Annotated in this window: 17 protein-coding genes; 2 read left to right on the forward strand and 15 right to left on the reverse strand. The window is 35.1% G+C overall.

The features are described 5' to 3' along the window. Positions 1-105 precede the first annotated feature (105 nt). From HW347_RS16500 to HW347_RS20705, 10 genes are all read right to left on the reverse strand, one after another. Positions 106-1,992 (reverse strand): monovalent cation:proton antiporter-2 (CPA2) family protein, encoded by a 1,887-nt coding sequence (locus HW347_RS16500; RefSeq protein ID WP_214612858.1) that lies wholly within the window; start codon positions 1,990-1,992, stop codon positions 106-108. A 2-nt stretch (positions 1,993-1,994) separates the two neighbouring features. Then, positions 1,995-2,588, reverse strand: a complete 594-nt coding sequence (gene kefF / locus HW347_RS16505; RefSeq protein WP_214612859.1) for a glutathione-regulated potassium-efflux system oxidoreductase KefF — start codon at positions 2,586-2,588, stop codon at positions 1,995-1,997. An 80-nt stretch (positions 2,589-2,668) separates the two neighbouring features. Beyond that, entirely contained in the window at positions 2,669-3,460 is a 792-nt protein-coding gene (locus HW347_RS16510; protein ID WP_214612860.1) for an SDR family NAD(P)-dependent oxidoreductase, read from the reverse strand. A gap of 116 nt (positions 3,461-3,576) precedes the next feature. After that, positions 3,577-4,530, reverse strand: a complete 954-nt coding sequence (locus HW347_RS16515) for a 2OG-Fe(II) oxygenase (protein WP_214612861.1) — start codon at positions 4,528-4,530, stop codon at positions 3,577-3,579. 201 nt (positions 4,531-4,731) lie between these two features. Further along, entirely contained in the window at positions 4,732-5,082 is a 351-nt protein-coding gene (locus tag HW347_RS16520; RefSeq protein ID WP_214612862.1) for a putative quinol monooxygenase, read from the reverse strand. Between the two features lie 60 nt (positions 5,083-5,142). Continuing rightward, positions 5,143-5,544: a nuclear transport factor 2 family protein gene (locus HW347_RS16525; protein ID WP_214612863.1), complete on the reverse strand. Its 402-nt coding sequence runs from the start codon at positions 5,542-5,544 to the stop codon at positions 5,143-5,145. 20 nt (positions 5,545-5,564) lie between these two features. Then, complete coding sequence (locus HW347_RS16530) at positions 5,565-6,410, reverse strand: enoyl-CoA hydratase/isomerase family protein (protein WP_214612864.1); 846 nt, start codon at positions 6,408-6,410, stop codon at positions 5,565-5,567. A 126-nt stretch (positions 6,411-6,536) separates the two neighbouring features. Then, a complete protein-coding gene (locus tag HW347_RS16535) occupies positions 6,537-7,400 on the reverse strand; it encodes an AraC family transcriptional regulator (protein ID WP_214612865.1) in 864 nt (287 codons plus the stop codon). A gap of 129 nt (positions 7,401-7,529) precedes the next feature. Then, positions 7,530-9,083 (reverse strand): DEAD/DEAH box helicase, encoded by a 1,554-nt coding sequence (locus HW347_RS16540; protein ID WP_214612866.1) that lies wholly within the window; start codon positions 9,081-9,083, stop codon positions 7,530-7,532. 110 nt (positions 9,084-9,193) lie between these two features. Beyond that, complete coding sequence (locus tag HW347_RS20705) at positions 9,194-9,370, reverse strand: hypothetical protein (protein WP_225901958.1); 177 nt, start codon at positions 9,368-9,370, stop codon at positions 9,194-9,196. 344 nt (positions 9,371-9,714) lie between these two features. Here HW347_RS20705 and HW347_RS16550 point away from each other — a divergent pair, with 344 nt between their 5' ends. Both HW347_RS16550 and HW347_RS16555 read left to right on the forward strand, forming a co-directional pair. After that, on the forward strand, positions 9,715-10,455 hold the full coding sequence (locus tag HW347_RS16550) for an SDR family oxidoreductase (RefSeq protein WP_214612867.1): 741 nt from the start codon (positions 9,715-9,717) through the stop codon (positions 10,453-10,455). Positions 10,456-10,474: 19 nt separating this feature from the next. Next, positions 10,475-10,819 (forward strand): aldehyde dehydrogenase family protein, encoded by a 345-nt coding sequence (locus HW347_RS16555; RefSeq protein ID WP_214612868.1) that lies wholly within the window; start codon positions 10,475-10,477, stop codon positions 10,817-10,819. Between the two features lie 27 nt (positions 10,820-10,846). Here the strand turns inward: HW347_RS16555 and HW347_RS16560 are convergent, their stop codons facing one another. The 5 genes from HW347_RS16560 to HW347_RS16580 form a co-directional block, all read right to left on the reverse strand. After that, positions 10,847-11,953: an L-dopachrome tautomerase-related protein gene (locus HW347_RS16560; protein ID WP_214612869.1), complete on the reverse strand. Its 1,107-nt coding sequence runs from the start codon at positions 11,951-11,953 to the stop codon at positions 10,847-10,849. A gap of 1 nt (position 11,954) precedes the next feature. Further along, the gene (locus HW347_RS16565; protein ID WP_214612870.1) at positions 11,955-12,422 is read right to left on the reverse strand and encodes a cupin domain-containing protein; all 468 of its coding nucleotides are present in this window, start codon (positions 12,420-12,422) and stop codon (positions 11,955-11,957) included. A 30-nt stretch (positions 12,423-12,452) separates the two neighbouring features. Beyond that, complete coding sequence (locus HW347_RS16570; protein ID WP_214612871.1) at positions 12,453-13,460, reverse strand: zinc-binding alcohol dehydrogenase family protein; 1,008 nt, start codon at positions 13,458-13,460, stop codon at positions 12,453-12,455. Positions 13,461-13,475: 15 nt separating this feature from the next. Next, the gene (gene nfsB, locus HW347_RS16575; protein ID WP_155596477.1) at positions 13,476-14,135 is read right to left on the reverse strand and encodes an oxygen-insensitive NAD(P)H nitroreductase; all 660 of its coding nucleotides are present in this window, start codon (positions 14,133-14,135) and stop codon (positions 13,476-13,478) included. 216 nt (positions 14,136-14,351) lie between these two features. Then, on the reverse strand, positions 14,352-14,981 hold the full coding sequence (locus HW347_RS16580) for an alpha-ketoglutarate-dependent dioxygenase AlkB family protein (protein WP_214612872.1): 630 nt from the start codon (positions 14,979-14,981) through the stop codon (positions 14,352-14,354). Between the last annotated feature and the right edge of the window lie 29 nt (positions 14,982-15,010).

Here is a 15,010-nt window from a genome sequence, read left to right on the forward strand (position 1 = left end):
AAGTATGTGTGAGTTCAAGTGCTTGAATTCTTTCCCAATTTACAAAATGTTTTGAAAAATGGAATTTTAAATGTTGTGCCCCTAAATCTTTAACGAAAAAAAACACTACTCTTTAGCATCTTCTAAAAAAGCCCTAATCTGCTCGCCATCCCAATGACTGTCAAAACCAACAACACCTCTTTCAAAATCTCTCTCTAGTAGCTTTTCTTGCTGTTCCAACTCTTTACGAGCTTTAAAAATATAGTTTTCATCACCAATTTTCTTCTCTTTTGCCAAGCGTCTTAAACTGTCCTCGTCATACTTTATGAAATTCTGTACTTGGCGCTGTAACGTATACCTTCTAAAACCCATCTGACTAAGAACTTCACTGGCTAATTTTAAAGATGTTTCTAGAGATTCTCTATAAATATGGTCTATATCCATATTTAAAAACTCATAGGCAGCATATCTGTTTTTGGCACGTACCATTAGTTTTACCTTTGGGTATTTACTTTTTACTGTTTTGGCTAATTTCTTTACGACTTCAGGATTATCCATTGCGCAGATTAAAATATTAGCCTCTGCAATACCTGCAGATTCCAATAAATCCGTTCTTGTTGCATCACCATAATACACCTCAAAACCCATCTTACGAAGAAAATCTACACGGTTTGCATCATGATCTAAAATTGTGGCTTCCACTCCGTGAGTTCGCAGAAAACGACCAATTGTACTACCAAAATGACCAAAACCGACTAGAATTACTTTTTGCGATTTTGCAATATGATCCATAGGTCTTTTTATAGATTCCTTTGTTCCCAAACGTGGTAATAAAACCCGTTCGTTTATTATTCCAATAACAGGTGTAACGGTCATGGTTAAAGCGGTAACTACTAACATAATATCCATCTGGTCCTGCTCAATTATATTTAGAGAAAAAGCAAAGGACAAGAGTACAAAGGCAAACTCCCCAATTTGAGCCAAACTACAGGTCAATAATAATTTCTGATTTAATTTGAGCTTAAATGCGGAGCCTGTAATAAACAGAACCAGACCTTTTAAGAAAATAACAGCAACCAAAATACCCCCAACAATTAAGGGACTTTTTGCTATAACGATAAAGTTTATAGAAGCACCAACGGCCATGAAAAACAAGCCTAACAATAGGTTCTTAAATGGCTCCAGAGTACTTTCCAGCTCGTGTTTAAACTCACTATTAGATAATACCACACCACCTAAAAATGCCCCTAAAGCAGGGCTTAAGCCTACTAGTTCCATCAAAAATGAAATTCCAAAAACTATAAGTAAAGCTGCGGCTATTAGTAGTTCCCGAACTCCGGTTTTAGCTACTTTTCGTAATAAGGGCACTATTAAATAACGCCCCGCAACAATTATAGTTACTACGGAAACCAAAATAGCTAAAGTCTGCAGCCCTAAGGGTAAGTTCTGAAGTAAATTAGCGTGCTCACCACTATTTTCTACAGCCGGTTTATCTGTGTTAGCTAATAACGGCAAAGCACCAAGCATGAAAATAACGATGATATCCTGAAACAACAATATGGAAAATGAAGATGCACCAAAGGTGGTATTCAACAATCCTTTTTCTTTTATAGTTTGCAGTGCTATTGCGGTAGATGACAAAGCTACGGCCATTGAAAATGTCAATGCTACCTTCCAGTCAAAACCGACCAGTATGAACAAAAAGTAGGAAAGTAACATGGTACCTGCCACTTGAATGCCTCCCATTCCTAAAATGGTTTTCCGCATTTTCCAGAAGTTCTTTGGCTCTATTTCTAGACCAATTAAGAACAACATCATAACCACACCAAATTCCGCAAAGTGAAGAATATCTTCTCCTTCTTTACCAATAAAACCTAATACGTATGGCCCTATTAACACACCCGCAATTAAATACCCCAATACAGAGCTCAGCCCTAAACGTTTGGCAATAGAAACACAAATAATAGCGCCTAATAAAAAGACTATGGCTTCAAAAAGAATACTACCTGTCATATCTATCTGTTTAGTTGTGGAATGTCATTAAAAAAAGAAAACTCGCTTACCTCAGGAAGGGCTATGTCTTGGTGCAGCAAATCAATCAATTTATCATATTGATTGGCAAAATCATGTAATTGTTGGTCCTCTATTTTATGGGTTCCCATTACCGCAAAAGGAGGGAAATATTGCATGCCGCACAGATTTGCAGTTTGCTGAAAAGGACGTAAGAAATCGTTTATGGAATAGCAGTTAATTCCATTTTCGCAATACATGGCTTTAGAACCACCTGTGGTGATAACGTTCAAGCATTTTTTGCCCTGTAAAGCTCTTCCATTTGGTCCGTAGGCCCAACCAAACTCCAACACCATATCTATCCACTGTTTCATTAAAGGTGGACAACTGTACCAATAAAACGGATGATGAAAAATGATAATATCGTGCGCACTCATCAGCGCTTTTTCGGCATCTACATCTATATTAAAATCGGGGTAACGTTCATATAAGTCATGAAACGTAACCCCGTTTTTATCTTTAATTTTATCAACTAAAATGGCATTCGCCCTAGATTTTTCAAACTTAGGGTGAGAAAATAAAACCAATATATTTTTCATATTGCGAATTTAGTTGAAAGTACTCAGCAAAAATTCGATCTTATTTTCTTTTTATCAAAAACATATACTCATAACTTATTCTAACGTAATACGATATTGCTACTCAATGCAACCAACTCTTCAATTTTAGCATTATCATAAGCATCTGGGTGTGCTTGTGCATAATTGCCTTTATCATTATCAAAATACTTACCTGTTTCAGCTGAATCCGTCATAGCTAAATCGTACAAAATATCTACACCTTTCTCCGCTGGAGACCAATGTTGACCGTACGCTTCTTTTGCCATTTTAGTATCTAGAAGCGAACCAGGATTTACTGCTACAACAGAAATTGATGGTTCTTGTTTTGCTAAATAAAAACTCCACATCGTTAAGGCTAGCTTGCTTTGTGCATAAGCATCATTAGCTCCTAAGCTAATACCGCCTTGTAATGCATTTAAAGAAACTGGAGATTGGGCTGCAGAACTAAGATTTACTATTCTAGGTGCATCTGCTTTTTTCAATAGCGGTAATACCGCATTTGTAAATTGATACGGCGCTAAATAATTCACTACTAAACGAACATCTACTCCATTCGTAGCAGTATCAATTTTAGCTTTAAAAATACCTGCATTGTTGACCAAAACATCAATTTTAGGCATTTTCTCGATGACTTCTTTTGCCATCATTCTTACGTCTGACAAGTTTGAGTAATCGGCTAAAAAACCTACCACATTATCATTCTTTGATTCTGCTTTGATTTCTGTTACGGTGGCATTTAACTTAGCTTCAGTTCTACCATGAACGCCAACGAAATGACCTTCTTTCGCCAAACGAAGTGCTAATAATTTTCCTATTCCGTCAGTACTTCCTGTAATTAATATATGTTTCATTTTTGCTTTTTAATGTTGATGAAATATGAGCAAAACCTTCTCTGCTATTTTCTCTAAAGTTGTATCTATTTTACCTGTGGTCTTTTTAAAAAGGTGCAAATTTACCTGTGGTCTTTTTAAAAAGGTGCAAAGGTGTCTTTAGGACTGTTTGGTACACTCCAACGCTCACGAGCACTTATACTTTCTGTTGTAACAACTTTAGATGCTGAGTTATTTGCACTACCATAGCTACTTACACTGCCTCTTGGAATTTGCATGTGGTCTCCGTACAACCAAACTACCAAATTACTGCGTTGCCCACTGGTTATTGGGTGCGTAGCGTGTGCAACATCGCCTCTGTGAATTATTGCTTTCCCTGATTCAAACGTAGTTTGCACTGTTTTTCCTGTGGTTTTATCGTAAAAATCAACTTGCGAACCTGTAAATGCTTCATCGGGTAAGTTAATGTTGATATTCAAAGTAGCAGCAGAAGCATCCGTATGCCCATTTAAATCCTTGTCTTTATCGGGATTGTACTGAATAGAAAAACCAAATGTTTGGTTGTCATAACCATAAGTCCCCAATAACAAACGTGCAATCGGACGCATATAGCGGTCCATAATGTCGTTGTAAAATGCTTGAAAATTAGGTGCTGCAAGATATCCTTCTGAACGTGGATCAAGCATAATCCCATAACGATTCAATTGTATTCCATACGGTGCTCGTTTCGGAATTTGTGAATTTACTACAGCTTCTAAATAATTACGGAATTCAGCTAAACGTTCAGGGTTAAAAAACTGCGCAACAAAAACACCAGGAATAATTTCTTCCCATAAATCAGCAACAGCATTCTCTTTTTCTGGATTTTCCCAAGCGTCTTTAATTGCCTTTTGCAAGCGTGGGTCCAGCAGTGTTTCATCAGGAACTAGTAAATTATCCTTGTTTTCAATTTCCCATTCTGCCCATGCATTTTCGAGTAAATTTCGGTTACTGTTCCAAAAATGAGAAACAGAGGCTTCACGATTTAGCGAGGCTTCCCGAGAAGGTAATGTAAGTGTACGAGCTTGCTCGAGTATATTTTTATTTTTCATTGTATTTATTTTTTTGCCAAAATCTACCTCAATAAGATATTTTGGTTTACTAAACCTAGTTGTTTGTTTTTCTATTATTTGATCGGCTTATGTAAAATTTAAGGACAATTAATCTGGTACAAAGGTAGTCTTAGACAGTAGTAATTTTTTGGTAGTAAAAATGGTTGTTTAGGTATATTTCAAGGTTTTGTTTCATTAAAATTATTTAACAAATCCGCCGTAACGACTCATAATGCTAGTTGCACCAGCTACTGCGCTTTTTAATTCTGGAGTTACATTACCATAAACATTAAAAGTATCCATTGTTGCACCTTCTAAAAACAAAGCTGCAAACTGAGACCATACATTTAAATGTGCCAAAGCAGCATCGGAGTCTTGGTATCGTTCATAAATATGGATGCTTTCTTGATCTTCTGCAACATACCACTCGTGATTAAGCGAACCTTCTTCATTAAAAGTAGCTGTAGTTATTTTTTTCATGGCTTCATTGTATTTGGCTTTGTTAATTATTTTGCCATCTACCGTCCAAGCTATGTTCTTATTGAGTTTCATACAGCGATATTAAATTAAAAAGAATGCCTCCTATACAAGAGGCATTCATTCTAGATTTTATTAATCTACAAATATGGATTTTACGTGTAGCGTATCCATATATTCTTTTATATACACGATTTTACCTTCAGAAAACTGAAACAAAAAGTGGTATGGATTGTTGTAAATTCTACCGTTAGTTAATTCTCCGTAAGAAATAAACTCTGCCGCTACCCTATCGCCTTCGGCTGTCCAGCCTACTGGAGTTAATTCTAATCCTTTTGGTATGGCAGTTTTCACCATTTTTATAAGGTCTGCTATTCCATTTTTATCCATTTTACCAGAAACAGGAGGATCTCCTTTAATTCCCATAGATTGCCAAATAACATCTTCACCTAAATAAGTAAGTGCATTTGTTGCATCGCCAGCTGAAAAACGTTCAAAAAAGTTAAGAACCGTTTGTTTATTTTGTTGTGTGCTCATAATTCTAATTCTTAAAATTTTTAGTTAACGCCTTGTAATCCCATTAATAGTGTTTCAAAATTTCTTTGATTCTCTATATCATTCTGAAAACCAGTATCATCTGCTAACGTAAAACGCTTAATTGCGGGAGATTTGCTTGTTGCTTGGTACAACCAATATGCCTCTTCTTTTAAAGCTTCTTCAATTGGTAAATCTATAGACGCATAAATTGTACGTTTAGCAGCTTCAATAGCATCTGAGTTAAACTGCGACATTCTATTGACTAAATCTTCAACAAAAGCACCAATTTTATCCGCATCTAAAGCTCTATTTATTAGTCCGTATGCCTCTGCCTGATCTGCATCAAAATCTTTTGCAGATAAAATAACTTCCAAAGCTCTACCTAAACCAATTTGACGCGCCATACGAGAAGAGCCACCGCCACAAGGTAAAATTCCCATACCCACTTCCATTTGCATAAATACTGCCTTACCACGTGCTGCAAAACGCATATCTGTTGCCAAAGCAAACTCGTGTCCGCCTCCTCTTGCATACCCTTCTATTTTAGAAACTGTTATTTGTGGTAATTTGCTAATACGTTGCAACACTTTTTGTAAGTCTAACAACGCTATATCTTCTCTAGCAACTGCTTTTGTAGACATCTCTTTTAAGAAGTTGGTGTCTGCATGTGCTATAAAAATTTCTGGATGGGCAGATTGAAAAACTACTACCTTAATGGTACGGTCATTCTCTAAATCTTCAGCTAGAATATTTAGCTCGTTGATCATTGGAATGTCCTGAATATTTACTGGTGGATTATCAAAAGTCACCCAGGCTTGTCCTTCTTTTTCTTCTACTCTAAATGTTTTAAATACCTTGTTTTTCATGTCTAGTTATTTATAAATTTGTATCTGTTGTGTTTTAATTACAGTACAAATTTACTTTAGACACCTACCTTTAAATTGGTACAAAACAATGTGTTATAGGTAAAAAATAAGGTTACTTGTATTTTTTTAGGACAAACTGGCTTTGTAGGCGCCAATAGTTACCCCTTTATAGGTTTGAAAGGTTTTGTTAAGGTGGCTAGAATCTGTAAAGCCCAATTCCATTGCTATTTCAGAAAACTGCAAATCGGTATATTTTAGCCTAGTTTCTACTAGCTTTAATTTGTAGTTAAGTATGTATTTTTTTAAGGATACATCCGTATGTTTTTTAAAGTACTCGCTAATGTAATTGTCTGCCATATGAAACTCATCTGCTAAACTTTTAGTAGATAGCACATCTGAGTTATAAATGTTAGTATGTATATAATTTATGATTTGCTGAATTTTTGAAGACTCCACTACTTTGGTAGTCATATCTGCATTTAAAAACTGAATGTTTCTAGCAATAAGATGAAGAATTACGGAAAGTGAATTTTGAATGATAAAAATATCAAAAGATTGCTTTTTTTCATTCTCTGTAGCTACCATATTTATCAAAGAAGTTAAATGCGATTTATCAGAATTGTTCTCAAATTGCATTTCACGTAGCTGATGACTTTCACTATTTAAAACACCTTCAATCTTACGGAACCAATCGTTCACCGGAAGATTAGCATTTTGTGAAACATCACCTCTAAAAAAACTTTTTAAGAATTTAATAGTTGTAACGGTACTAGCAGTATCGGCTTCAACAATGTAAATATCATCGGGTACAAATACAAAAATGCTATTGGGAGTATAGCTTACTATTTTACCATTAATACGTATTACGCCACTTCCTTTTTCAAAATATAAAATCTCAAAAAAACGGATGGTAGTGTATTTACAAAACGTAAAATACGATTGATCTTTGTACTGCTCAATTACAATATTCTCTATTATAGTCCTTGCCATAATTGTTTTTTACAATGTATTGATATCCCCATTTGTTTAGTTTTAACTATCACTATTTAGGTATACCTATAATTCTAATAGCGTTAGAAAAACCAAAAAACAATCTAATTTCAAGAAAATAAGACTCAATTAATCTTCTGGTGGATGACCATGAATTTGTTCAAAAACGGTATCAAAATTTTCTCGAAGATAGGCATTAAGCTTTTTTTGATAATCCAGTTTTAGCCAGTTAATAAAATTATAGGTGCTTTTACTTATACACTTGCCATATACTTGTATTCTATTATCAATGTCATCTTTAAGTAATTTTGCCAACGCAAGGGCATCATACACATCTTCACTATTTTCTACACAGATATAGGCATGTTGTTCAATTGATTTTTCCAATACAACTTTAGAGGATTCACCTGAAAAGGTGGTGTCTTTGTATAAAGCAGTAATATCCAAATAAGTGTCCTTGGATTTTGAAAACTCCGACCGAATGTCATCAGCCAACTCATGTTTAAAGGTACTTTCTATATCTTCATCGTCCTTAATACGGTCTATGTAGAAATTAGGAGATTTAAAAATGGCTTCCCAGTTTAAATCGGCTCCCCAAGGACCAAAACGATAGATATTATTTCCAAGATCTATAACGGTAAATTTAGATTTGTTGTTCAACACCCTAGAACCCCTACCAATCATTTGGTAGTACAAGGTCAATGACTTTGTGGCCCTGTTTAGAATAATGGTATCTATAGTAGGTTCATCAAAACCAGTTGTTAGAATACTTACAGATGTTAGTATCGCGTCCGGAGTTTCATGAAACCACTTTAAAATTTGTTTTCGTTGTTTCTTGGTAGCGGTATTGTCCAAATGCATAATTGGCAACCCTGCACTGTTAAAGGTATGGTATACCTGAATTGAGGTTTCTATACCATTATTGAATATCAATGTTTTCTTTCCTTTAGAATGTAGTGTATAAGCTTCCAGTAATTTATTTAACATAGACGGACTCGTATACAAGTCCGAAGAAGATTTAACTGTATAATCTCCATTGGAACCTATTTCCAAAGAAGTCAGTCCCATATCATACTGGTACGTTTCGGCTCTAGCCAGAAAGTCGTTTTCAATTAAATTCTCTATAGATTCACCAGGAATCAATTCATCATAGTTGCTATTCATTGGCAGCTCCTTATTGGAACTTAATGGTGTAGCCGTAACCCCAAGAATAAAGGAGTTTTCGAAAAATTTGAAAATTTTTGTAAAGGAATTATAATGGGCCTCATCTACAATAACCAGACCAACGTCCGAGATATCCAAAATACCATCGTTAAGCCTATTATTTAATGTTTCTACCATGGCCACATAACAATTGTAGCGTTCATGATCATCTAAATTAGCTTTACTGTTGACTACTTTATTGACGACTCCAAAACTAGTGAGCATTTTAGATGTCTGATTACAAAGCTCTACACGGTGTGTCATTACCAAAACCTTTTTTGAGTGGTTTTTGAGGTATTGACGGACCATTTCTGAGAAAATTACGGTCTTTCCACCACCAGTAGGTAATTGATATAACAGATGGTAATCATCTCTTTCATTATCGAACTTTTCAAATATTTGATTAATAGCACCTTGCTGGTAGCTATAAAGTTCTTTGTCCGTCTTCTTTTCCTGAATTTCAAATAGGGGCTCTTGCATGATATCTTTTTCTGGTGCCTGCAAAGGTAAAACCTTCAATATGTAATTACTAATATATTGACAGGCTTTCCGGAACAACTCATCGCCGTTTTTATAAATGATATCGATTATTAGATGTTCATCGTAACAATACTACAAACACCCGATGCAAAATCAGACGTCTGACCAGCATCACCAAAATTCGAAACATTAAACGGAATATCTTCTGATGGTTGAATGACCTCAATATTATATTTGGCAATTACTTCGTAGTATACTTTCTCTAAAATAGTTCCTGTTGTACCCAATACTCATACTCTGGTAATTTCCGGATGCTTTTCAGAAATGTACACTCCTACTTCTTCAATAAGGTTAACCAAAACACAGGGGTCAGGCATGCTTTTTTCAATTAAGCTCAAAATAGATTTTCCATCAGCTGTGTTACGGGGTATACCAATAATACTAAAACCACTGGCGATTAAGGAAGCTATAATTTCTAATTCAACCTTCTTTTAGCATTGAATAGAGTCGGTTTTTTAGCTCACAAAAAGAAACCCTTTGCTCAATACCATATGGGTCAATAGTTGAATTGATGTAGTCAAAAAACTTTTAAAGCTACTGCTATCTTAACATTGAATTAAAAATTAACACTATGAAATTAGAAGATAAAGTACTCATAATAACTGGTGCATCTAGCGGTATAGGTAGAGCAACAGCAATCAAATTAGCCGAAAACGGAGCAAAAGTAGTTTTAATGGCTAGAAGTGAAGACGAACTTAATGACCTTAAATCTGACATTAATAAAAAAGGTGGAGAAGCTTTAGTGGTGACAGGCGATGTAACTAAAAAAAGTGATTTCGAAAAAGTAGTGTCAAAAACAAAACGTGAATTCGGTAAAATAACCGGTTTGGTAAATAATGCCGGATTAATGCCTTTATCATTTGTTGAAAATCTGAAAACCGATGAGTGGGATAAAATGGTAGATGTTAATATAAAAGGTGTATTAAATGGTGTGGCTGCAGTCTTACCTGAATTAATAGAAAATAAAGGTGGTAACATTATCAATGTTTCTTCTATGGCTGCACATCGATACTATCCTGGTGGTGCAGTGTATTGCGCTACAAAATCGGCAGTGAAAATGTTTTCTGAGGGGCTACGTCAAGAATTAGCACCTAAATATGGAATCAACATTACCTCAATAGAACCAGGTAACGTAAGTACCAATCTTCTGAGCACAATTACTGACGAGGATGTCAAAGAAAAGATGAAAGAAATGCCGCAAGTTGAACCGCTCAAAGCTGAAGATATTGCTAACGCCATTTACTATGCCATATCACAACCAGACAGAGTCAACATCAACGATGTCTATATTTTGCCAAGTGAACAACAGTAATAAGAACTATAAAAAAGCTATGTCAACGACAACAAAACAAGATACTTTCAAAACAATAAATCCTACTACGGGTAAAGAAATTACATCTCATACTTATATGACAGATGACCAAGTAGAGGAAAGCATACAACAGTCTCACAAGGCGTTTCTGAAATGGAAAATGAAATCTATTGAAGAGCGTGGCGAGATTATTAAATCTATCGGTAAAGAGCTTCAGAATTATAAGAAAGAACTAGCAGAGTTAATGACCGATGAAATGGGTAAACTTTTATCGCAGTCATCTCAAAAAGTAGACTTATTTATGTTTTCTAAATATCTCTTGCTAATGGATACTAAAAAGCCACTTAAGAAAGTGGCTTTTTAAAATTGTTATTAAGAATTTATCTAAGCCTTATCTAAAAGATACGCCTTCTACTAAAGGTTTAAATCTGAAAATATAAAAAGGTTTAGTCGCAATGCTTTTGCCATTGTTAAAAGCAGCACCTCTGTTCACCTGTGCTGCAGACACATACATATATCCATCTACATGGTTGTAACTTACACCATCTGGCCAGACCAATTTATCATCTTTTATCATAGTGTGAACACTTTGGTCTTTTGCTAGAACTACAGCAACACTCTTCGTTTCCAAAGCCGTTAAATATAGATTGCCCTCTTTATCAATAGACATTCCGCCATTGTTGGGTTTTTCTGAATAGGTTTCAATTTTGCTATCCAACAATGCCTCGGTCAAAGTCTCGTCTACAAGGTCTAATGTTTTAACTCGGTAAATTTTGGTGCCGTTTAATGGACCATAATAAATATATTCAAAACTAGCATCAGCAGTAATTCCGTCATTCCCAATCAATAAATCTTTACCGTTTACAGCCAAATGCTTTCCGTCAATTACCGTTGGTGTATTTTCTGGTAAGGTGGTACGTGTACCTTCTAAAACACGACGTGTTTTACCAGTTTTCATATCCACAATAATAAAAGCTGCTTTACTACCATCACCTCCATTACCAATACCTTCATCTGCTATAATAAAATAACCATTTTTGGTATCTACCACCATATCATTAGGTTGTGAGATTGCCGGCACTACTGATTTTGGTAAGTAATAAATACGTTCTAAAGAATTAGTATGAGTGTTCCAACCCACCATTTTTGGTGTTACGTTATCACGTTGTGCCATGTCTAGCATCCAGATAATTCCGTTTTCATCATTACGAATACCTAGAACATTACTCAAATAATTATCATCTGTAGTTCTTGGTGTATTCCATTCCAAATTTGGAAAAGGTGTGGTTGTATTTGTTTTTTTATTAAACTTGACCACTCTAATTTCTGGACCAAAAAATGGATGATGACTGTATACCAAATCGCCATCATTGGTGAAAGCAATATTCCCCACAGCTTGGTCTACAGTTGCAAAAACTTCTGCTTTGGCTAATGTTTTCTGAGCATTTGCAGTCATAACAGAGAGTAGTATACTTAGTGTAATTAGTTGTTTTTTCATGTTATTCGCTCTTCTTTAAATAATCTGGCAATTCTTTAGATAACCAATCTTCGCGCACAGGCACGTGCACATCTAAATCTACCGTTTTTTCTAAAGCCCAAAATTCGTGAGGAACATTCTCTGGAAAAACAATGACTTCACCACCTGAAACAATTACAAATTCCTCTTTTCCATCAATAATAGTCTTGATTTTAACCTTACCGGACATGATATAGGTAATCTGCTCATTAGGATGTTGATGCCAAGGAATATGTGCCCCTTTCTCCAAATTGAAGATGGTCATTTGACCTTTTTCTCCATGAAACCATTTACGCTGAATACCTTCGCCAATAGTTTCTGATTCCATTTCATCAAAATTAAAATGCTGCACTTTTGAAGTCGCCACGGAATCAATCGTATTAACCTGTGCATTTGCCGTAGTACCAGCAAAAATTGCTGCTATAAGAAATATTTTAAGTGTAGTTTTCATTTTCTATTTAAATTATTTGACTTATTGCGTCTAAAATCCTTCTAAAACAATTTTCCCTTTTGCTTTTCCTGTCTCTAAGAAAGCATGGGCTTTACGCATATTTTCTGCGTTAATGGTTCCGAAGTTTTCTCCTAAAGTAGTTTTAATTGTTCCGTTGTCTATCAACTTAGAAACCTCGTTTAATATGTTGTGCTGCTCAATCATATCTTCCGTCTGGAACATAGAACGAGTAAACATCAATTCAATATGAGTAGACACAGCCTTACCTTTAAAAGGCATGACATTAAATGACTTAGGGTCATCAATAAAACCAAATTTACCTTGTGGTTTTATCACTTTTACAATCTCGTCTGCATGCTGCTCGGTAGCATTTAAACTCACAATATAATCAGGAGCAGGTAGCTTATATTTTTCAAATTCCTCACTCAATTTATTTCTATGGTTAATAACCGAGTCTGCACCCAATTCTTTTAACCAATCTGTAGTTTCTTCGCGGGAAGCCGTTCCAATAATGTTCAGTTTTGTAAGTTTCTTGGCTAATTGTACCAAAATAGAACCAACACCACCTGCAGCACCAATTACAAGAATAGATTTATTAGCATCATCGGTTGCAACTTCTAATCTATCAAACAACATTTCCCAAGCCGTAAGAGAAGTTAACGGTAATGCGGCTGCTTCTGCATAAGATAAGCTAGATGGTTTCTTACCCACAATACGCTCATCTACCACTTGATACTGCGCATAACTTCCTTGTCTCGTGAAATCGCCCGCATACCAAACTTCGTCACCAACATTAAATAACGTAACATCATCCCCAACTTCTTTTACAATCCCAGTAGCATCCCAACCAATGATTTTCCAATCATCGCCTTCAACAGGCATACCTGCTCTTACTTTATAATCTGCTGGGTTTACAGAAATTGCTTTTATCTCAACTAGAATATCGCTTCCTTTTGCTTTTGGAGTATCTATTTCGATGTCTTGTAGAGATTTTACATCCTCTATTGGGAGGTTCTCTTTGTATCCTATTGCTTTCATATTAGCTTCGTATTATTATATTACCGTGAAAATTTCACTTTCTGGCAATCTAGATTTTGGAGTTTTTTCAGTTGAATTAAAATCAGATTCAGCTCTATATCCTAAAGAAACAGCTACTAAAGAAGTGTATCCTTTTTCTCTTAAACCGAATTCTTCATCTAAAGCTTTTACATCAATACCTTCCATTGGTGTAGCATCAATTCCTAAACTTGCAACTCCCAATAAAAAGTTTCCAATGTTAAGATATACTTGCTTTTCCATCCAATGTTGAAGATCTTTTAAATCGTATTTATGAATACCTGTAAAAGCTTTTACAGCACCTAAAAATCCGTTTTTAATATCTTGGTTAGGGAATCTTCCGCTTTCATCTTCTGTATCTGCAATATGCTGATAGTAGGCATCATCTGCATCAATTTTTGAACAAAATAAAACAACAGCTGAAGCATTAGTTACTTTTGGCTCGTTAAAACTAAAAAAACCTTGAGTCCCCTTAGCAATGCGTGCTTTACCTTCTGTAGTTTCAGCAACTATAAAATGCCAAGGTTGTAGGTTTACACTTGAAGGACTCATTCTTAACAAGTTTTTGACTTCTGCCATATCTGCATCAGAAATTTTCTTGGTGGTGTCGTATTCCTTTGTTGTGTATCTCCAGTTTAATGTTTCGTGTAAATTCATTTTTATATGTTTTAATAAGGTTAATCCTATTTATATGGCAAAGGTAAATAGGAAATAAATTTTTTATAATGTATAAAAAAAGGAGAAGATGGTATAAATAGAGGTTTTTAAGAGGATTTTTATAGAAATATGACTAAAAAGAGGATTGTACCCGAATTTGAAACGGACATTAAGCCCTTAAAAATTGATTTATCCTTTAATAATACCAATAAAAATTTATCCAACCCATCTAAAAGTCAAGTTGATTCTAGGCTGAATTTCCTGTGCAGTTTTTGGTATTTTATGCTTCCAGTTATCTTGGGTAGCGCCTTTCATAATAAGCAGGCTTCCGTGAGCTAAAGGAATATCTACACGTTTTAAATCTTTTCGGGTAGTATGTTTTAATTGAAAAGGTCTGGTCTCTCCAAAAGTTACCGAAGCAATAACTGTGTTTTTACGTTGGTCTCCTTTATAGTCTTGGTGCCAATCTACACTGTCTTTACCATCTCTATAATAATTAAGCAAACAGCGTGTAAATTTTATGTTGACCTCCTGCTCTATTCGCTCTTTAATAAAAAGTAAATCTGCATTCCATAAATGCATTTTACTTTTTGTATTCGTGTATTTTATATCCTTGGTAACATCTCCATACCAAGCGGTTAATCTAGGATAGTCTACATTTTTACCGTGAATGGTAATTTGCTCTTGTTGCCAAGGCGTATTTTTAATTAAGCTAGTATACAACCTATTGCTTTCTTCTAAACTGAAGGAATTTTCGAATAAAGTAACATCAGCTCCTGGTAAATCAAATTCTATTTTACGGACTTCGTTTGTTGAAAATAAGTCCGCGTGATTAAATAAATCCATCTCTTTTCTCTCTTAATCATTAGTATTTA

It is taken from the genome of Zobellia barbeyronii (genome assembly GCF_018603515.1).
Taxonomy (GTDB): Bacteria; Bacteroidota; Bacteroidia; order Flavobacteriales; family Flavobacteriaceae; genus Zobellia; species Zobellia barbeyronii.